Raw genomic sequence first — 20,065 nt, forward strand, 5'->3', positions numbered from 1 at the left:
GGGCGTTCATTTCTCAAGTTCCAGGATCTCAGAAATCGTGCGCCTTTTCTCACTCCGTGAGACATGGATTACGAGATCTATGGACCGTTGGCACTCTTCTTCGACATCACGAAGATGAACATTTCCAGAACTGCGCATGGCGAGGTGGGACAGACGAAGCAAAGATTCTTGCGCACCATTGGCATGAATGGTCGTCAATGATCCGCGGTGGCCGGTATTGAGAGCATCCAGAAAGACGCGGGCTTCTGTTCCCCGAATCTCTCCCACTATGATCCGGTCGGGGCGGTGGCGAAGCGCGGCCTTGAGCAAGTCGGTGAAGCTGATCTGATTCTTATGGGTATCGAGCTGTGCTTCGGCGGAGATGACGTGGGGCTTCCTTATGTACAACTCGGCGGTATCCTCAAGAACCAAAATCCGCTCGTGCTCAGGGATGAATCCGGCCAGCACATTCAACAAAGTCGTCTTGCCGGAAGCGGTTCCACCCGAGATGAGAATGTTGTCACCGCGCTGGACCGCAGATGCCAGCGTTTCGGCTTGTTCCTCGGTCAACATCTTACGGCTGATCAGGTCTTCCATGGTGAATGCGCGTGAAGTGAATTTCCGGATGGTCATCATTGGGCATGGATGAACGACTGGGGGAATCAGGGCGGCCATACGGCTGCCATCGGGGAGCCGTAAGTTCATGATTGGGGAGTCGGCGTCGAGCTTTTTGCCGAATCGGTTGGCGATAACTTCGAGTCCCGCCGAAAGCTGCCCTTCCTCGAAACGTATTCCCGGAAGGGGCTGTATTTGGCCTTCTTCCTCTATCCAGACGGACGAATCAGGATTGACCATGATCTCGGAAACCGTTTCAGCCTCAAGTAGGTGTTTGATCGGCTTCAGAAATGGCAGGATCACTTCGAAGCTCATGATTGTAGTCTCCGTGGATCGAAGCCGATGTGTTCCTGTTCGAACCAAGTCATCGTGATGGGCAGAAAGTCTGGCTTGAGATAGCAATACGTTGCCGGTTGCGGGCTAATGCCGTCGAAGGCGGCAACTATTGCCTGCGCGTTCTTCAGTTCAAAGAACACGCGCTCCTCAAACAATGGTTCTTTGTGTTTCTGGTATTGCTTGGAAGCCGATACCGACCCCTTACTGGAGGATGTGCGTCCACTGAGCCAACCGACATTGGCATTGGTGCTGGACTCGGAAACGGTGTAGCTAATTCGGGTATGATCGGCCTTGCCGCAGAGTTCGGAGGCAAATCTTGCAGTGTCAGGGTCGGACGTGGACAGGAAAATCTTCGTGCGAAATGCCTGAAGGAGTGTTTTCACACCTTCGTTCGGCAACGCCTCTTTCAATGACGAGATACTCTGCGTGGCCACAATCGGAATGCATTTGGGTTGGCGCGAGATAGAGAGGAAGCGCTCGTCGCCGGTTGGATTGTCGCCGCCAACCGTGGCAAAGTTCTGATATTCGTCACAGATGAAGACCGTAGGCCGGAAATACCGATGCGGTTCGGTGTCCATCTTGGGGATGCGCAACTGAACGGCACGTTGATAGTCAATCTTCATCATGGTGCCTATGACCTTGGCAAGGGCTGGATTCAGCGCAACGGGAAAGTTCAGGCCGACGACCTTTCCGGATTCGATTAGTTCATCAAAGGATGGCAGCACGTTCCCATCTGGATCGTCCTCGCAGTGTTTGCCTTCATACATTTCCTTGGGTGGACAGAAGACACGGCGGACATCCGGATCGGTCTCAAACAGTGAGAGAAAAACAGCAATGCCCTGGATGATGGAAGTCTTGACCTCGGAGCGAAAGAACTTCCAGTGCTCCCAGTACCAGTAGTGGATGCTCTCGAAGCGGGCGCGGGCAACCGGGTCGTCTATCTTGCGTATATATAAGGTTATCTGGGCACCGGTATCGCGGACCAGAATCGACTCCAAATCCTGGCTCCATCTCGCTACATATTGGCCAGTGGTGGAATTCCATTCAAAGTCGAATGCCTTCAATGCCGGTTGGTGTCGCAGATATGCGGCTTTGTCGATTCCGATGAAAGTCACCGAAGTGAACCGCCTGCCTACGTCCACCAACATCTCTTCCAGCGTGCCTGCACTGATGACGGTTCGAAACACGTCCAGCAAGGTGACGTACCCATCGCGGACACGGTGCAGCAGGATTACATATCGGACCAGATCAGTGTAGGACTGCTGCCAGAACGGTTCCTTGCCCTTGCCCCAAATGACCGTGATGATCGAGGCAATGTTGAAAGCCTGGGCGTACGCGTCGAGCGAGTTGTTGAGCGGGTTGTAGCGGATGTTTCCATAGAGTGAGACCTCGATGTAGTCGTCTTCGCGTCCGCAGCTTTGAAGGATCTTTTGCAGTTGCCGACAGAGGTCGCCCTTTACTTCTAATACGACACCGGAGAGTCTTTGTCCTGGATCATCTGCGCGATACGAGAAGAGTTGCCGCATGGCGGGCAAGATGAGGGCTTGGGTCTTGCCCGAACTAATCGCGCCAATGACAGCGATTCCGGTGTAGAGACCGCGCTCTGGGATTGCAAGCCAGTGCGGACTCTCCGAAGGCTCGGGTTTGATCTGCTGATGGACTTCGCCAACGATCAAGAACAAGTCACGCCGTGATTGCGGGTCAGGATATTCGGGCAGGCGCCCGGCGGCTCGCTGAACATCTGGTGCATAGAAATGAACATACGCCAGTGAGAACAGGATGGAGACAACCAGGTAAGGCGTACTGAACAGAAACAGAATGTAGCTTCTGACGAGTATTTGATAAACAGTTGGACGTTCGAGAGCTATCAATCGCAGGAGAGGATCAGCCGTATCTATTGGGTAGAGTCCTTGCAACACGATTCCACAAGCTGCGCTCAGTCCAATGGAGAGCAAAAGCCGGTGTTCGGTCAGATACCGCAAGAGATTCCTAGGGGTTCCAGTAATTGACACTGACTGTCCTCTCAATCCTGGCGAATAGGTGCTGCTGCGACTGTTGCGTTTATTCTGTCTGCCTGTTCCGGTGTTGCTTTGTTCGATGGAGGTATAAGTTTCGGATTGTTTTCGGTACGAGACGGCTTCGCTGCCAGCTCAGCCTTGTACTTTTGAAAGTCTTCCGACTGTGCAAGAGCGAAGCGCAGCAGTTCGTTGATGATGTACTTGCGCTCGTTCTCACTCCACTTACACATCAGGTCAATATCCGACGAGATCGACTCTTCGATGTTGGTCTTGAGCAGGACCCAATTGATCTTGCTCGCTCCGTGTTCAATTCTCAGTTTGCTCATGTTGACGTCCTTCCTTGGTCGCAATCGTGGCCGAAGCTAGTACTCCTTCGAGACCTTTGTCTGTCCAGCAAGGGTCCGGGGGCGGGAGCGACCAGCGCTGTGCGCGGAGGGTCGCTCCCGCCCCCGGTTTACCCCGGTCTTGACCCCGCCGTTTTGCCAAGTTGTTGTTGGGTAAGAACTTTGGGAGGACGGTCTAGAGGCAGAGGGCGAGAGGCGGCTAGAGAGGCGGGTTCGTTACGTCGTATCCTCGGATAGCTCCGGCGATACAGCAACGGAGTGAGCTTTCCCCTCAACAGCACAGCATTCCGCGGTGAAGCCGCACGAGTTTGACGCCAATCGTCGAACCGCGTTTGCGCGTCTTGATCCGCTTGGGGAGAGAATCTCTTGCGGCACTCCTCGGTTGCCGCTCCGAAGTTGCGCTCCGAACTCGAAGCGTAGACCAACTCGAAATTGCCGAGCGCCCGCAGCAGTGGCTCGACTGTATCGAGATAGCGACGAAACTTCTTGATCGTGAGCATGCCCTCGTCGGGAAAGAGAAACCGCACTTGCGATTCGTCCGGATGTTCGCGGTCTGCCAGCGAGATGGGAAACACAGCGAGCGGCGGAAGAAATTTTCCCCGGTGATCGGTGAACAACTGGAGAGGAACCCTTCTGGTCTCGACGAAGAACCGTTTGCGCTCTGCCTCCGACACCAGGAAGCGATCCTCCTCCCGGTCAAGAACGTAGTCGAGAGCGATGAGCCGTGCCTGAATAGCAGCGTCACCCTTCCGCCGCCGATTCTGCGATTCCGGGTTGTCGAGGAGGCCATAGATCGTTTTGGCGCGCAAATGATAGACGCGATAGCCATTGCAGTAGTCGAGAACCTCGACATGCCCGGCAGTTCGCGTCTTCTCGATCAGCTTCTGGGCAATCGCTCCCGCAACCCGGTCAATAAAGTAATCGTACTGGCGACGGACGAAGTAGCCGGAGTGAGCAGCGACGAGATACAAGAACATCGCTTCGCGCTCGGTGTAGCCGAGCGATCTGATATCGGCAATGGGATCGATGGTCATGACTTACAACTCCAGAATGCGATCGAGCAGGTGATGTTCGTCCTCGATCTTTGCTGTCAAGGTGGAACGGTCGGAGGCGGATGCGTAGAGCCGGAAGCCCGCCTGCGCCTTGTTGTGCAAATGGCCGGGGCGATAGGCGGCGGTCAGGACCTCTACATCCGCGTGCCCGCTACGACTTCCCTGGTCAAGGTCGTATTCGATGCGGGCGTCGGGAATCTGAATACCGCCGCCGACAAACGGAAGCTCGAACTGTTGAGCGACCTGCTGCTTGATTTCGTTCATGTCGCGTTCAGGATCAGCCTTGCGCTCGGCATAGATCGCTTTCTGAATTTGCGCTTTCATCTCGAAGTCGAGACGGACGCGAAGGTTGGTGCCGCCTGCGTTCTCGATGCGCTCGGACTCTTTCCGATAGGCACGATAGATTTGCGCGTCGTGCTCGACCTCGCGCGGCTTGACGAGGCCCGAGTAGAGGCGCTGATCTTCCGGCAGGCCCGCGAGTTGGCGAGCCATCCTACGCCCCTCTTCGGTGAGAGTCACGACCTCGATAGGCTCCACCTTTCCAGCGCGACCGTCGCGGCGAGCATTGACCGATTCGACTTGGACCAGCCCTTGTTGCGTGAGGAATCGAAGATCGCGGGTAAGCCGAGAGTGCTGTCCGTCGTAGACACTGGCGGCAAGATCTCGGGTCGAGACGACCCGGAAGCGACCGATCTCGCCCAGCGCCGTGATCTCCTCTGGCCGGAGTGACGGACCGATCACTGAGACCGGCAAATTGTTGCGCCGTGGGCGGCGCGAGGTTTGGTGATCGTGTGCGACGGCCCGCCGCGCATCCGGTTGCGAGTGTTGCGGGGAATATTGAGGCGAACCGTCCTTCGTCCTTGTCGGCTCGCGATGGAGGTTCAACTGCCGAACGTGCTCTCGCTGATCGCGAAGTCGGTCGCCGTGCAGCTCGATCGGCGATGGTTCAAGCGGTGGCGTCTCCGGCGACTCCGGCTGGCGCCGCCGCAGCAGCTCGTGCGGAAGATCGAATCGCATCACCGCTCCTCGCGTTTGGACAGCGTATCTTCGGCTTCAAACTCGAATGACTCTTGGCCAGGATCACTCTTCGAGACGTTACCTCGCGAGCGTTCGACGGGGACGGATTGGCGAGCCTGAGGAGATGTAGGTGCTGGCGGGTCTTCCTTCTTGACCTCATCGTCGTAGCGGATATCGGTTCGTTGCCCGTAGATCTTGCTGATCTTGTACTCAGAAACATCTCCGAATTCTTCGAGCTTGCGCTGATACTCCGCGCGAGCGGCGCGCACGCGGGCAACGAGATCGTCGTCCCCGTAATACTGTGGCGCTTGGCTTCGCCGGTGAGGCACCGGCGAGGGAGCGGGGGCCTCGCCGAACTCGATACCTTGGGCCTCTTCGCCCTTTGGCGTTTCGCGTGGTGATTTCCTGGGGGAATCCTCTACTGCCATCATGATCTCCTTCTCTCGCCTGTTGGGCGGTTTGTCGTGTGTACGGTTGCCGGCTATTCGCTGAATTCCGTTGTGATTTCTTCTGAGAGTTCGTTGTGCCCACTGTGAATCTCCTGGTCTAGGTGCTTGAGCTTGCGGCCGGTGTCGCGAAGGAAGAACTTGCGTTCGATCCAGATGGCAAGGCCGAGAATGTTGGCAAACAACAACGCGCAGTACGCACTGATTTCCGGCAGGTAGCTGCGGACGATCAAGCTGCGCCAGGGCGCGAGGAAGCGCAGCTCGCCACTGAGCCAGACGATCAGCGCAAGAAAGATCAAGGTCGCAATGAAGACGGCATTGGCCAACATGAGGGTCTCCTTATCAGTGGGGTACTCGATAGTAAAAAAGGCGGAGAGACCGGAGGTCATTCCGCCTTTTGGACGAAGCCGCTCACGCGGCCTCGTCGTCGATCGGATCATGCCCGGAGCGCTCCGGGCGTTGGAGCCTGCGAACGCTGCTGGCGCGTACCTCCCAGCTGCGGCGCTTGAACGACTTATCGCCGTTGGCCTCGTACTCGGAGCTGCGCAGTTCGCCCTCGACTTCGGCGTAGTCGCCCTTCTTGAGCTCTTTCGCGAACTCGGCGGGCTTGCCGAAGCAGACGATGCGGTGCCACTCGGTATGGGAGACCCACTCATCGGACTGCTTGTCCTTGAAGCTGGACTTGGTCGCGAGGGAGAAGACGGTGAGTGAGTTGCCGTTGCTGACGGACTTGGTTTCGGCGTCTTTGCCGACGAAGCCTTTGAGCTGGATGGTGTTCTTGTAGAGAGCCATGATCTTTTCCTCCGTATTGGTTTGGCCCGAATCTCACTCGGGACACCCTTTGCGCGAAGCGTCGCGTAGTGTGCCCTGCTCCCAAGGGCAAGCGGCGCTTTAGGGGAAGGACCCGCAAGAAATCTCGCCCACAGGGCCGAAAGCCGCGCGTTGGTTAGCGCGGGAGATTTGTTGTGGAAGGAACCGGAAAAGCAGAGCCGCGCAGTTCCCGCCGGGCGCAGGACAAGCACCGAGCGGGTGACCGAGGGAGTGACAGGACTAAACCTGGAGGAATGGCGCTCACCGAAAACATTCCAGCCAGGGAAACCGGAAGGGCGAAGAAACCGGGCCATCGTCAACTCCCGAACGCCTGATCCTCGCGGCAGTAGCTGATGACAAGTCCGAGTGGGTTGGACAACAGCATCTGGTTGGGCACCTCGTCGCGGAATCCATAGACGACGTTCGCGGTCCAGCGCTCGCGGCGTTGCTCCCGTTGGTCGCCGATGGAGTGAAAAACCTTGTCGAATTCGATGCGTGCGCGATAAGGCGACTGCCGCGTATCTTCGAGTACGACGGCCTTGATCTCGATGTCGACATTCTGCTGGCTGGCGTCGAGCAGGAAGGCGTCGAGCACATTCGTCTTGCGGACCTCGGCCAGCGTGGCAGCCTGCAATTCGTTCGAAAAGAAGTTCAGCGATTCCGCAAAGTCGCGATGCAGGGTCGCACGATTGCGTCCGTAGTAGAGCTCCGTCCAGCGCGCGAGGTAATACTTGCTGACACGCTCGATAGGGATGGCACGGAGGTCGTCATAGCGGAGTACCTGCCCGCGCCCGGAGTCGGTAACCGAGATGATCAGAGGCTTAAGCTGTAGGGCCGCCGTTTGCGCCCTATATAGAAGATAGAGACAGACGGATGAAACCCCTGCCAAAACCAGAATCGCGATCTTCAGGTAGGTGTTGGTCACGACTGGCTCAGCGTAGAGTTCCAAGAACCTTTGTCCGGCCGCGCTGATCGGCAACGAATTTGGTGTTTTCGTCATATTTCTTTACCCCAGTGGGTTGACCCAGGAGCCGGCGCGTCCACCGAGAATGGAAGCAGTTAGCTCCGGAATTTTGATCAACCCGTAAATGCAAACAAATAACGTCACCAGTAGTGCGGGCAGGATGGTGAAGGCATTGGAGAGTGAGAGCGGTCCGATGACGGCCAGCATGCCCAGCAGCACCTTTGAGAAGACGAAGATGAAGGCGGAGGCGACGACTTGGTAGAAGCTGAAGCCGAGAAACGCCTTGAACCACCCCCAGAAGAGCCAGTCCATTTTGGGCACGATGAAGAATGGAATGAAGATCGGCCCCAGCAATACACAAACGGCGGACGCCACATAGCCGTAGGCGATAATGGCAAACGCCACCGCTTGCATGGCGGCAAGCGCAACCGCCATGACGATGAAGGTCAGCGATTCGTGAAAGCTGAAGATGCCAGGTGGAGAGCCGAGTTGCTCCTCGGCGTTCACCACGGCGTCGGCAATCTGCTGCATCTGGTCGGATTCGATCAGAGCTGACAGTTGCAGCGTCTCTTGAGTAACCAGATCGCTGAAGCTATAGCCGACTCCCGGAATAGGCGTTGAGTAGTAGGTCAGCATACCGAGGCCGAAAGAGATCAACAGAATCAGGTCGGCGAAGTGAGCGAAATTGAATCCGCCGCCGTGCCCGTGGGCGGCGGAGAGGGCGGCCTTCACGCCAAACCAGACAATCAGGATCAACGCCAGGCCACGAAACAGGTTCAGGCCCATCGCCTGAATGGCTGTGCTGTGGCTGGTGAGCAATTCACTGATCGCCTGGCCGAGAAATGTGAACGGATTCTGGTTCATCGAATTAGTGTGCGTTCGTGCTCAATGAGATCGAGCGAATGGCATCGCTCACCCCGCCACTGACATGTTGCATGGTCACGTTGAAGTTCTGCTGGAAATACACAGCTTGATTGATTAGCCGGTTCTGTTCGTCCATGCGCTGCTTGTCGGCGAGCGCCTGATGCGCGACAGAAGCGGCGAGGATCTGGTTCGTGTCCTGCTGCGAACGGATTTGGAGTAGTGTGGCGGTGTTGATCTTTCCCAACACAGCCATCTCGGTCTGCTGCGTAGGGTCGGTGGAGAAGGTGTCCGATTCGAGATTGGCCAGCTTTTGAGCGAATGCCTGTGAATTTGATCGGATTGTACCGAGCGTCGAGAGCGTGCTGGTTAGCGTGCCTTGTCCAATTTCGGAAGTAGCATACTGGTTCTTGATGGCCGCCTGCGTCGGTGCATCCTGGGCAGAAAGACTGATCTCTGGATAAGTGTCGGGCTGAATCACCGCGTTTTCGTAGGCGGCAAGCGCGCGACTTGGGCTTCCGAGGTCCAGCGCATCAATCCATGCCGAAGTGTTGCCGTAGGTGTTTGGCGCGGACAGATTGGTCCATTGCGAGAAGTCTGATTTATAACGCTGATAAAGGTTCTGCGGCATTCGCGACATCTGGTAGGCGAGGTTGTACGCGTCGATGATCTGGTCGCGCGTCTGAACCGCCGTTGTGTACATGTCTTGAAGCTGCTTGAACTCCTTGACGGCATTGGCGTAGTTGGTGGGATCAAAGACAGTCCATTGCGCGTGCGCTGAAGAGGCAAACAGTGCGACGGACAGCAAAACGAGACAGCAAAGCCTTCCTGATTTCATTCAAACCTCCTGTTCATCGGTGATAGTTGTCGGCTCCCGGCTCAGATATTGGGAGGAACCGTGTGGTTTTCGTATGCAGGCAGCAGCAAGTCCTGTGTCAGATAAACCTTGATCCGATGACCTTCACGGATAGTGAGGGTCGGCGGAATGTTGATGAAGCGGTCCAGGACGTGAGCGCTTTCTTGCGAGAGACTCGATGCGACACCTTGCCGGTACATATCGGAGCCGCTCTGGTTGTAGCCGCCGTCGGTCGTTGCCTCCGCCGCGCCAGAGATGATGCCGAGCGCAATCGAGGCCCCGAAGATTTGGGGATAGTGGTTGTTGACCTTGTCCTTCAATCCGGTCTCGCCGACCTGGTCGAGACCGAGGAACTGGTCGAGGTCAACGGAATAGCCGTCCGGCATCAGCATTCGATGAAATGTGACCGTAAGCCGCTTCTGCCCAAAGCCGGAAACCTTCAGCACCTCGCCGAGAAGGAACGTGCCTTCCGGTATGAGAATGTGCTGACGGTCCTGGCTGTAAACGGGATTGGTGACCATTACCTTCACCGGCCCGGAGAATTCACCGTCGAGACGGTTGACAAGCGCTGTGTCGATGGTGGTCCCTTCGAAGAGCACATAAAGCTGGCCATAGGCGGAGTTGACATTCACCTCCGATGTTTTCTGGTTGCTCGATTGTGTCTTCTCGGTCGTGTTGGTGCCGACAAGTTGTGCCTTTGCGGACGGCGACATGGCCAGTGATTCGTTGCCGACGTCGGAGACCACATCTCGTGATTGTGTAGAGGAAGATTGCTTCACGGCATCGCTCATGCCGACAAGGTTGGAGGCGAAGCGCGCCTTGAAGCTCAGTGTTCGCTCGGCATCCGCCATCGGATCGTGCGGAGGCTCAGACTGCCGGATATCACTGTTCCGAGCAACGTTTGCTTGTGCGTCACTTCTAGTCGCGACGTTCGTCACTGGAATATCGCTGCTCCGCGATTGTGTTTCCTCGCTTTTTCTTTGCTGTTCCGTTAGCTCGCGTTGCAGTTCTTCGATGTTGCGCCGGTTCGCCTCCGTCGAAACGGCAGGACCTGCCGCCGAAGGTTTGGTTGCAGGTTTCGTCTGGTTCTTCGAGAACATCACCGCCATCAGGATCAGCACGGCCAGTCCGACAATGGCGTAAGCCTGACTCTGCTTGGGCAGAACACCTTCAGGCTTCGGACGTCGGTCGTGCAATTCGGGAATGTCCACCATCTCTTCAGCGGGCGGAACGCGACCGGACTTCTTGTCTTTTTCCTCTGACATCGCTCCCTCCTGTTATTGGTTGACCCGTTCAAAGGCGAGCTTGTGCTTGCCGATGCGGAGATAACCGCGATCCACAACCTTGGAGATGACATACGTTCCATCTCTCAACTGAAAGTTGATGAGGTTGGGCTTGCCGTCTTTCAGTTCGTAGATCGCAAACTTCTCGGTAGCAGTGGACTTGATGTAGGTGAACTGGCCGTCCTGATAAATGGCATCTACGTTGAACGGCTTGTCGTTGCGGTAGCGATAGTCGAACTTGAGTATCCGGATGGGATACTCGGCACGAAACTGCTCAATCGCCTGCGCCGCCTGTGTTTGTGCCACTTGTGCCTGGGCCTTTGCCGACTCGACTTCCGATGCCGGAACATACTTCGGCAGGCTGTGGACGGCAGCAATGGAGGAAGCATCCGAAGGCTCAATCACCACCTTCAGGTCGGGTTCGCCAGATTCGACTTCGTCGAGCGTGAACGAATATACGTTGCCCCTGTCGGTGATCAGGTTCAGGTTGGAGCGAATGCCTTCTTTCGCGGGATGGAGAAAGCAGTAGTTGCCGCTGGCGTCGATGATCCAGAAGTCCTTGTCGCCGGTGGCGACCTCTAAAATCTTCTCTGTGGCGGGAAGCTGAATCAGCGTCGTGTAGCGGAGTTTTGCCTTCACGCTGACGATGTCATTGGTGTGGTACTTCACCACACGAGCGGTCGGCTGGGCGAAACCCAAGGCCGAACCAAACAACAAGCAAATAACGGATAGGAACCTTATTTTCATTGGTCACCTTTCATTTCCTGGGATTGCAGGTTGGGATAATCATGGGCAAGGCGCAGGAGTCCTTCTTCCGCGCCGTAGCGGCTGAAATATTCCTGCCTGCGCAGGTTGTCGCGGGCATTGTTGGTGACGATCCAGTACGTCAGTGGATCAACTTCCAGCACAAGCCTTTTGGTGCCTTGTGGCTGGATCAGTAGTAGGTCACGCCTGGGAACGAGCGACTCCAGCAGTTCCAGCTGCGTATCATTGAATTGGAAAATCTCGGTGTAGAGACGACGGTCGATATTCGGATTGGCGAGGAATATCTTGGTCGGGCAGGATTCGTTGACAACGTGCAGCATCTCCGATGTCTGCAACTCCACGACCGATTGCGTCGCAAGGATCATCGCGGCGTTCTTCTTGCGCCAGGTCTTTTCCGCACGCGTGATCCAGTCGCGGATGGTCTGGTTCTTGAGGAAGATCCATGCTTCGTCGATGACAAAGGCTTTGAAGATCGCGGTGTTCTCAGGCTTTTCGATCTCCGATGACGCACGCTGCAGGACGTAAAACAACAGCGGTTCCAGAATGTCCGGATATTCGGACCAACCGTCAAAGTTGAAGGTCTGAAAACGCGAGAAGGTCAGTGTGTCTTCGACGTTGTCGAAGAGGTATCCAAACTGACCAGCCTGCGTCCAGCGATGGAGCCGTTCACCAAGCGGACCGAGAATAGAGGCGAAGTTGGTTAAGGTCCGTATCTCGCGCGGAAGCTTGTAGGCGCGCTCAATCGCGGCAAACAGCGCCTTCTCGTCCGTTGTTGTTAGTTCATATCGCCCACCAGATTCGATCAACACTCGCAGGAAGAGATAGAGGAAGTTCAGATTCTCGTGCGTCGGGTCGAGTGAGAACGGATTGATGGTGAAGCCGGGGTTCTTCAGTCCGACATTGAGATAGGTTCCGCCAAAGACGCGCGTGAGTGTTTCGTAACTGCCACCGAGATCAAAAATGAATGTCAGCGGTTCATACTTCTGGAGCGACTGAAGCAGGGAGCCCAGAGCAAAACTCTTGCCGGAACCGGTGGCCCCGAGGACCAGCGTATGCGCCACATCTCCCGCGTGCAGATTCAGGTAATAGGGAGTTCCATGGGCGGTTTCAAGCACTGCAAGGTATTCTCGTTCCAGGTGGGCATTCCAGGGTTTTCCGGAATCGACCGTAAACAGGAACGACAAGTCGGCGTAATTGGAGTTGATCGCCCACTGACGGCGGAGGTTGAACTGGCGATTGCCCGGTACGGTGGCAAAGAAGGTATTCAACAGGTTGTAGCGTTCCTCATAAAGCAGGCCATCGTGCGTGGTGAACAGTTTTTGGAATTCTCCAATCGTCTGTTCCACCTTCATACGGTCTTCGTCATAAATGATGGCCGAGAGCGTGAACTCACCGAAGGATTTGCCCTCCATTCCAAGTGCGGTCAGCGCGTCACCTAATTCGGCGACGGCAGCCTCTTTTGAATCGTCCACCAATTCATCGCGAGGCCCGGTGTTCTGGCGGTCCTGCAAGTTGGAAAGAAAACTGGTCTTGGAGTTGTGGTAGTGGCGGCGCCGCTTATTGATCTCCTTGCGCGCGTCGGCGTTATCCACCGGATGCCACTCGGTGACAACGTGGAAATTGGCTGGAATGTCGAGCAGCCCGTTGAGTAGCAAAGGCTGCGTTTCACTCGGCATCTCCTTCAGTGTCAGGACACGGACGAAGTAGTCATCCAGACGGAGATAGCCGCGATGTGCTTCCAGCTCCGAGCCGCACAACTGCCAGTCGAGGAAGCGCGGCCCGTGCAGTCGCGCTTCTTGAACTTTGGAGGGGCGGAAGTTCACGAGACGCCGGACCAGCCGGAAGGTCTTCTCCGCCCCTAGCAGCTCGACCTCGATCAGGTCGTTGAGCTGCCCACTCAAGCTCTGCACTCTTTGCTGCAACCGCATCCGGTCGCGTTCGATCTCTTCGTACAGAAGAGTGCGTTCTTTATGACTGGAGGCCAAGCCCCACAAAGCGCGAAGCGATTGTCGTGGGTGTTTTGGCAACTGTGCCAATGCGTGCAGCAATCCAGTCCTGGCGTGTCTGCCGTCGATCATCACGACCCAGAAGATCTCGATCGAGTACAACCGCTCGGCCTTCGATTCAAGGAACGACGTGCGTTGTCCGAAGGTGGCGCGTACCAGTGGACTGCCTTGTCGCGGGCACGGAATAGCAGGCAAATTGTGTTTGAAGAGGATCTGATAAAGCCGCGTCCTGGTGTCGAGCGATCGAAAAGCCGCTTCCAGTCGTTTCACCGCGTAGTCACGTCCTGCATGGTCGAGGCTTTCGTAGTCGATGCCGCCAATGCGCAGCGCACAACCGAGATCGCCGGACTTGGTCAGGAAGCAGTGTTCATCCCAGAAGCCGTACAGATTGATCTGAGCGGCGAATGATCCTGCCTCTTTCCAGTCCTCGGTGATGTTGCTAGTCCTGAACACGGTGACTCCTGATCGTGATTGCGATGGGTTCCCATTTCATCGGGTCGTACCGTCTGCGGAATTTGCTGGAGTTGAAGAGCACGCGGAGGATTTCCACGTCGTGTTTGGTGGCGATACGGGCTGCGACAACACTTACAACGAACAGCACAATGCCGCCTAACAGTGAGTGCATGAGCGAGAAGATTGCCCCTCCTGAGATCAACGCGACGAAGAACAGTCGCCTCTCTGCACCCAAGATGGTCAGTGGGCGGTTCATGGCCTTGAACACCTTGTTGCGCCGATATTCCAGTTGTGAGCCGCCCTTGACCATCGCGCAGTCTCCTCCTTTCTTCTGTTGTTCTTATGGAAACAACCAGGCCATGAAGTTCACTGCCCCGATGGCCATGCCGACGCCGAAGACGATTCCAGCCAGCATCCGCTTGGACTGGCCCTCGCCATAGGCGAACATCAAACCGCCGACGACGATGGCTACCAGCGACAAACCGGTGGCGATGGGGCCGGTAAAAGCTGTACGGAGAACATCGACAGCGTTTTCCCAGGGGGAGGCACTTGTGCCTTGCGCAAAGGCTGGAATGGTCAGCAACGTCAGCGAAGCGGTTAAAGCGGTACGTAACGGCGTGCCGAATCTTCGGCGCTTAGGAGTTAAGGGAGTAGGTGGCTGCATGAATCAGGTTCCTCCGAGTTTTCGCGGACCATCTGCCGCGTGCTCGGAAGACCCTAAGCCAGAAATCGAGACACCATTTGTATCTTTTTAGGACGATTATTCTCTTTTAGGCAATAATCGCTGGGCGGCGATCCTGTTGCGGATTCTTGCCATACGATCTACGGCGATGCGGTGGTACGCCTCGTCCAGTTCGATTCCGATAAAGTGACGGCCAGTGAGTAAGGCCGCAGCGCATGTCGATGCCGAGCCACAAAATGGATCGGCTACAAGATCGCCGGTCCGCGAAAAACTCTCGATCAACGGGATGAGCGACGAAACCGGCTTCTGTGTCGGATGCAACTTGTTCCGGGAATAGCGGAACTCCCGCACATCAGAGATCGGCGCGGCGGGCGCGTTCGGATGACCCTTGGCTAGTAAGAAAGCCTGCTCGTGCTGGTAGCGCAGGAATGTCGTTCTCGATGCATAGTCTTTCGCGAACACGAGGTGGCCGACTGGATGGAATCCTGCTTCCCGCCATGCTTGCAAGAAAGAATCAATCCTCGACCAGCCGTAGAAGCAGATCATGAAGCGGTTGGTTTTCAGGATTCGGAATGCTTCAGTGAATGCCGGCTTAAGCCAGGAGTCATCGCGGTCATTCGGAATGCTGCGGCCTGCGCGATCACGGAAGTTCACCAGATACGGTGGATCGGTCAGAATCAGATCCACGCTCTGTGCAGGAAGCTGGCACATCACCTGAATGCAATCGCCATGGACGATGCTGTTAACGAGCGTGCCGTTGTGGACGCGAACTGCGTTTGCGGTTGTCATTTTCGAATCTCCTCTTGCCCCTTGTCTCTGGAGTCGCTCGGGGCACACTGGGCGGAGCCATGCGAGGGGTCCTGCTCCCAAGGGAGACGCGGTGCATTCCCGGAGGATCGCGAGGGAATTTTGCCGACGAAAAAAGTCCGTTATCCGCATGCGAAATTGCGGCGTGAAACCGGGACCCGGAGGGCGCGAGTTTTCATGTCTCCCAAACATTCAGAAAAAATAAAATGGCGAAAACTCGCGAAGCAGAACAGCGCTTCTCGCAGGGCGCAGGAAGAATTCCCAGAGCAGTGCCTGAGCGAAGCAAGAGATCAAAGTGCAAATGGAGACACTATGGCTACAGCGACTAGAGACCGGAAGGAGGTCATTCCCTGTTGCGATTCCGCACAGATCCCAGGAGTACGTAGGGCACTCTCAAGTCCCCGGGAACAATACAACTCATGGATTCCAGCCGAAGGCGTGGCCTCATTCGGCGCTAATACCAGAAACAGCCTACGCTCAAACAAAACGACTCTACGCCGTCTTCTGATAGAACGAGAACCGTTGCGTGCTTGTTTTGCGGCCAGAAAAACGCAGCCACAGATAACCGCAAATGCCCGCGACAGTCGAAGCCACAAGAATCGCGAACTTGGAGATATTCACCAACTGTAGGTTTTCGTAGGCAAGACCGGCGATGAATATCGATACCGTAAACCCAATTCCGGCCACGATCCCAATCCCTGCTAGTTCCCTGAAGGACATGTCGTTGGGGAGCGAGGCCAGCCGGGTTCGAGCTGCAATCCAGCTAAACAGGAAAATGCCAATCGGTTTTCCCAACACAAGGCCCACAACAACACCCCAAAATAAAGTCGTCTGAAACGAAGCTCTAACCGCACTCGCGGAAAATGTGATTCCAGAATTCGCAAAGGCGAACAGTGGCAACACGACAAAGGCGACCCAGGGATGGAGCGCACGGGTGAGGCGTTCAATCGGAGAGTCAGTGCTTACAACTAATGCTTCAAGCGCACCGAGATTAGCATCGGCACGGCTTACGTTATCTTCCCGCATTGATTGCCGGAACTCTGCCAGTATCGGCGCCGACCTTTCCTCAAATGCGGAGCGGGAAACAGTCTGCCGCGTACTCACCATGAACGCAAGAACTACACCTGCGATAGAGGCATGGATTCCGGACTTCAGAATAGCCATCCAAAAGAGAATGCCTAACAGCACATAGGGAAATGCAAACCTGACTCGCGCCCAGCGTAAGCCGTAAACCCCCAGGAGGAGTGCTCCCCCGAACACAAGAGGAGCAATTTGAATCGTCTCGCTGTAGAAGAAAGCAATCACGGCGATGGCACCGATGTCGTCTGCTATGGCAAGAGCCAAAAGCAATACTTTCGCTTCACTGGAAATACCGGGGAGCAACGACAATATCCCCACGGCAAAGGCGATATCCGTAGCCATCGAAATACCCCATCCCGGTGCAAACGGCGTAGCGTGGGTAAGTACCAAGAACAAAGTTGCCGGAACGATCATGCCGCCCAGTGCGGCGATAACCGGAAGAAACGCCTGTTTTCGAGTAGATAGATATCCATGAGCCAGTTCATGCTTGATCTCCATCCCAACCAGAAAGAAAAACAGTGCCATGAGGCCATCATTAATCCAGTGGTGAAAATCTTTACCTACATGCAAGAATCCCAAGTCAAAGGATAGTTCCGCTTGCCAAAAGCGATAATAGTAGTCAGCCCAAGGTGAGTTTGCCCAGCCCAACGCCAGGAGAGCTGCGGACAGTAAAAGAATCGCACTGACTCCCTCCCGGTAGATAAACTCTTGTGCAGGAACTTCGATGTGGCGTGTGGCAAACGAGAACTCTTGATCGACGTTGAGTTGCCCTAATCTGCGCGGTGGAATCGTCATCTTCTTTTCCTAACAGCACCCTCTGCTGCGATCCTGAGCGTTTCAGAGGAAAAACCCTTGGCAGATGCTCAAGCACCTGCCAAGGTGAACCAATTAGCGGTCCATCGTCGAACTGCATTCCGTCGGTTCTTTCTTTGTTAATTCCTTCTCTAGGGTGAAGAAGTTGAGCAGGTGCAAAGACTCGGGCGGCCCGGCACGCCCGAGTTCGTCCGGGAACGAAAGCTTACCGCACCCGTTCGGCACCAGCTGATATGTACTGTGAGTACTGAACTCTTGCCATCGAAATACGAAACCATCTCTAGGCTTCGCAACTGCCACACGAACGCGTAATCGCTTGAGGTGCTTTCGAAAGCAGATCCTTAGGGCTTCGACCCGATGATTGCCGTCGTGGATGTAGTACGTTCCATGCGGAGTTCGAGAAACAATCAACGGCGGGATTTGTCGGCGACAAGCGATCTGCCGCGTCCAGGTAGCTAGGACATCCCAATGTTTCAGCGTATGTGCGGGTTCCAGGAGACCGAAATCAATGAGACAAATCTCAAGATCAACTTTGCCCTGCCAGTAGCAAGGGGCGTGCGACCAAAACCAGTGATAAGCCTTGGAATCGGCCACGCGAATCTTAGGCAAACGCTGCTGTACGTGCGTAGACACTTATCCTCCATCTGTGCGCAATCAAAAGCAGGCATGGTTGGTACTGGCGCTAAACGAGGAAAGTGGTCTCAGCAACGGAGGGTGGGCAGGGACAAACTATTGAAGGTGGATTCAGAGAATTGAAAAGCATCGACACTGATACGATCCCTCAATAGAACAAACGTCAAGAGAACCATCACCAGGGACAAGACACCGACAAACATGTCCTTGAATGTCTTCAGGACCGGTGGGGCATTGATCGGAATGATCGCTGGAAATGCCAACAGCACAAATAGTGTAACAACTATCATGCCAGTGATGATGATTGGAGCATTTCGAGCCATCGACCTTAGTATGTTAGGTGAGATTTAGGTAGTCAATGGGATTCGAGAGCAGCTAGCCCATTGGCGTGTTTTTACCGTTTCGAGGACTAGAAATGCTTGTTCTAATGCGGTGTCGAACAGAAAAGCTTCAAGTCTGCTTCTGCTTTCTGTTTTGCCGTAGCAAAGTCAGGTGCATGGCCTGCGGTAAGCCGGACCCCTCGGCGAGTCACACAATACTGAAAACCAACGCCGGAGTCAGCAACTTCAACGTAGGCAACATAGTCCCGTTGGGCAATCCCGAACCTGAGGACTCCAGCGTTGATGGCGTCGGTCATATCAAACACGCTAGACACAAGTCACTCTCGATCTGAAAACTCTTCGACAGCATATTCGAGTTCTTAGAAAACGAACTTAATTCTGCGTTTTGTTCCAAATTCGTAACGAGAACTCCCGTATTGAAAATTGTGGCGATCAAGCAGGCTAATTTCGGGAAGAGAATTACTTTGCGATCTTCCAGGCAGCTTGTGGGCCACGTCGCGCCCGATACCAAACTGCGAGCCTCTTATCTTCGGTGGGAATATGTTTTCCGAGCCATCCTTGCAGCAGCTCCAACATAGCAATGTTCGATATGGAATCTCCCGCGTCGGAGCCTCCTTGAAATGCTAACAGCATCCCCAGTACCTCTTGGTGCTGTCTCTTATGCTCGGCTTGGGCCGGATAGCCAAGCTTCTCCATGACCTGCTCTTCTTCAGCAAAATGCGATTTTGTAAAAGCGACCAGTTCCTGGAGAATGGAGTTGAGTACTTGTGGGTCTTTTTCTAAGGTGCTTGCGTCGTGCAGTTGATTCATGAGTCGCACGACCTCTCGGTGCTCAGCATCAAGTTCAGGGAATCCGAGATCCGGCAATTCATCAACACGTATCAGCGCCATCTGTATCTCCGCAATCTGTGCTCATGGACGCATCGAATATTGACTAATAGTCGCCTCATATTTTCAATGCGCCCGATAAAAAAGCTCGCTAGCGGCGAAACTCTGTAGCGGCACGCAGTGCGATCACCGGGGAATACGCAATGGCTCCATAAGCGTAAAGGTCACTTCACGCACGTTGCCTGCTCGTGTTGAAAACAACGGTATCTGATCGGTATGTATGGTATAGGTGGTGCCAACGATCTTAACTGCGATGAGTTCGACTACGTCGACATAGCCTGCATCGTAGTGATGCCCCGTAACGGAAACGGTAACCTCTGTCAGAGCCGGAATCGCAGTAGTAAAACCGATGCGCACGGGTACAACAACTCTGCCTGACATAATGTGGGGAGAAAGCTGTATACCCGCCGGAACCTGCGAAATGTCTGCTTTGATCTGAGTACCTGCAAGAATGATCAGTGAATCGTTGGTCTCCTCTGAGCTGCCAGATACTTGCGGATTCCCTGCTTTTTTCTGCTCAACCTCGTTGGTAATGGCGGGCTCAATGGGTGGTTTCGGAACCGTCGGATCTCGTTCCTCCGCATCCCTAGAAGCTGTAGCAGCAGATAAGTCCTTGTCGGGGCCAGAAGCAGGCGGCAGGTCTGCGTCGGTGTATATCTTTTTGGCTTTATCTTTCTTTTCTAGCTGGTTGCGCTTATCTTTTTGCTCTCGTGCGATATCTCCCAGCGGTTGACTCGATGAATCTTGCTGTGAGTATGCCAAGCAATTCATGGCAACAATAATCGCTGCTATCGATAGCTTCGTCAGGCTGTGCATGATTTAGCTTTTCTCGCAAACATTGTTCGAGAGGATGATTTCACTTCTCGGCTAGCTGGTAAAGGTTACCCAGTCCTAACCTAAACCCATTAGGTGAATGCAGTTGGGACTTATGTGGTTTGTTCTCGCAAAGATCTAGCCTGACATGAGCGAAAACAATGGATCCCATCTCGGGACTTTGGTTACAAGTTCGGAACCAA

Annotated in this window: 21 protein-coding genes; all 21 read right to left on the bottom strand. The window is 54.9% G+C overall.

From position 1 onward, the window contains the following. Positions 1–6 precede the first annotated feature (6 nt). Positions 7–909 carry an ATPase, T2SS/T4P/T4SS family gene (locus VN577_11705; GenBank protein HWR15486.1) on the bottom strand — a complete coding sequence of 301 codons (903 nt, stop codon included), beginning with the start codon at positions 907–909 and terminating at the stop codon, positions 7–9. Beyond that, entirely contained in the window at positions 906–2,912 is a 2,007-nt protein-coding gene (locus VN577_11710) for a TraM recognition domain-containing protein (GenBank protein HWR15487.1), read from the bottom strand. Before VN577_11710 ends, VN577_11705 begins: the two co-directional genes overlap by 4 nt. A 41-nt stretch (positions 2,913–2,953) precedes the next feature. Continuing rightward, entirely contained in the window at positions 2,954–3,274 is a 321-nt protein-coding gene (locus VN577_11715; GenBank protein ID HWR15488.1) for a hypothetical protein, read from the bottom strand. Between the two features lie 128 nt (positions 3,275–3,402). Continuing rightward, the gene (locus VN577_11720) at positions 3,403–4,326 is read right to left on the bottom strand and encodes a hypothetical protein (GenBank protein ID HWR15489.1); all 924 of its coding nucleotides are present in this window, start codon (positions 4,324–4,326) and stop codon (positions 3,403–3,405) included. Positions 4,327–4,329: 3 nt separating this feature from the next. Next, entirely contained in the window at positions 4,330–5,361 is a 1,032-nt protein-coding gene (locus VN577_11725) for a hypothetical protein (GenBank protein ID HWR15490.1), read from the bottom strand. After that, positions 5,361–5,792, bottom strand: coding sequence for a hypothetical protein (locus VN577_11730; protein ID HWR15491.1), 432 nt, complete (start codon positions 5,790–5,792; stop codon positions 5,361–5,363). The genes VN577_11725 and VN577_11730 overlap by 1 nt, the downstream gene beginning before the upstream one ends. 50 nt (positions 5,793–5,842) lie before the next feature. Next, entirely contained in the window at positions 5,843–6,196 is a 354-nt protein-coding gene (locus VN577_11735; protein HWR15492.1) for a hypothetical protein, read from the bottom strand. Positions 6,197–6,218: 22 nt separating this feature from the next. Next, on the bottom strand, positions 6,219–6,599 hold the full coding sequence (locus tag VN577_11740; protein HWR15493.1) for a single-stranded DNA-binding protein: 381 nt from the start codon (positions 6,597–6,599) through the stop codon (positions 6,219–6,221). A gap of 334 nt (positions 6,600–6,933) precedes the next feature. Further along, a complete protein-coding gene (locus VN577_11745) occupies positions 6,934–7,617 on the bottom strand; it encodes a VirB8/TrbF family protein (GenBank protein ID HWR15494.1) in 684 nt (227 codons plus the stop codon). Positions 7,618–7,623: 6 nt separating this feature from the next. Then, positions 7,624–8,445: a type IV secretion system protein gene (locus VN577_11750; protein ID HWR15495.1), complete on the bottom strand. Its 822-nt coding sequence runs from the start codon at positions 8,443–8,445 to the stop codon at positions 7,624–7,626. A 4-nt stretch (positions 8,446–8,449) separates the two neighbouring features. Continuing rightward, positions 8,450–9,280 (bottom strand): DUF4141 domain-containing protein, encoded by an 831-nt coding sequence (locus tag VN577_11755; GenBank protein HWR15496.1) that lies wholly within the window; start codon positions 9,278–9,280, stop codon positions 8,450–8,452. A 41-nt stretch (positions 9,281–9,321) separates the two neighbouring features. Continuing rightward, on the bottom strand, positions 9,322–10,563 hold the full coding sequence (locus VN577_11760; protein HWR15497.1) for a TrbI/VirB10 family protein: 1,242 nt from the start codon (positions 10,561–10,563) through the stop codon (positions 9,322–9,324). 12 nt (positions 10,564–10,575) lie between these two features. Further along, positions 10,576–11,328 carry a TrbG/VirB9 family P-type conjugative transfer protein gene (locus VN577_11765; protein ID HWR15498.1) on the bottom strand — a complete coding sequence of 251 codons (753 nt, stop codon included), beginning with the start codon at positions 11,326–11,328 and terminating at the stop codon, positions 10,576–10,578. Then, positions 11,325–13,805 (bottom strand): DUF87 domain-containing protein, encoded by a 2,481-nt coding sequence (locus VN577_11770; GenBank protein HWR15499.1) that lies wholly within the window; start codon positions 13,803–13,805, stop codon positions 11,325–11,327. The genes VN577_11765 and VN577_11770 overlap by 4 nt, the downstream gene beginning before the upstream one ends. Then, a complete protein-coding gene (locus VN577_11775; protein HWR15500.1) occupies positions 13,792–14,115 on the bottom strand; it encodes a VirB3 family type IV secretion system protein in 324 nt (107 codons plus the stop codon). The genes VN577_11770 and VN577_11775 overlap by 14 nt, the downstream gene beginning before the upstream one ends. Positions 14,116–14,145: 30 nt before the next feature. Beyond that, positions 14,146–14,469 (bottom strand): TrbC/VirB2 family protein, encoded by a 324-nt coding sequence (locus tag VN577_11780; protein ID HWR15501.1) that lies wholly within the window; start codon positions 14,467–14,469, stop codon positions 14,146–14,148. 96 nt (positions 14,470–14,565) lie between these two features. After that, positions 14,566–15,276 carry a DNA methyltransferase gene (locus tag VN577_11785; GenBank protein HWR15502.1) on the bottom strand — a complete coding sequence of 237 codons (711 nt, stop codon included), beginning with the start codon at positions 15,274–15,276 and terminating at the stop codon, positions 14,566–14,568. 510 nt (positions 15,277–15,786) lie between these two features. Continuing rightward, on the bottom strand, positions 15,787–17,169 hold the full coding sequence (gene nhaA / locus VN577_11790) for a Na+/H+ antiporter NhaA (protein ID HWR15503.1): 1,383 nt from the start codon (positions 17,167–17,169) through the stop codon (positions 15,787–15,789). A 93-nt stretch (positions 17,170–17,262) separates the two neighbouring features. Beyond that, positions 17,263–17,820, bottom strand: coding sequence for a ParB/Srx family N-terminal domain-containing protein (locus VN577_11795; GenBank protein HWR15504.1), 558 nt, complete (start codon positions 17,818–17,820; stop codon positions 17,263–17,265). An 800-nt stretch (positions 17,821–18,620) separates the two neighbouring features. Beyond that, positions 18,621–19,052: a hemerythrin family protein gene (locus VN577_11800; GenBank protein HWR15505.1), complete on the bottom strand. Its 432-nt coding sequence runs from the start codon at positions 19,050–19,052 to the stop codon at positions 18,621–18,623. A gap of 123 nt (positions 19,053–19,175) precedes the next feature. Further along, positions 19,176–19,865, bottom strand: a complete 690-nt coding sequence (locus VN577_11805; protein HWR15506.1) for a hypothetical protein — start codon at positions 19,863–19,865, stop codon at positions 19,176–19,178. Positions 19,866–20,065 lie beyond the last annotated feature (200 nt).

This window comes from Terriglobales bacterium, from assembly GCA_035561515.1.
In the GTDB taxonomy this organism is placed as follows: domain Bacteria; phylum Acidobacteriota; class Terriglobia; order Terriglobales; family Acidobacteriaceae; genus DATMXP01.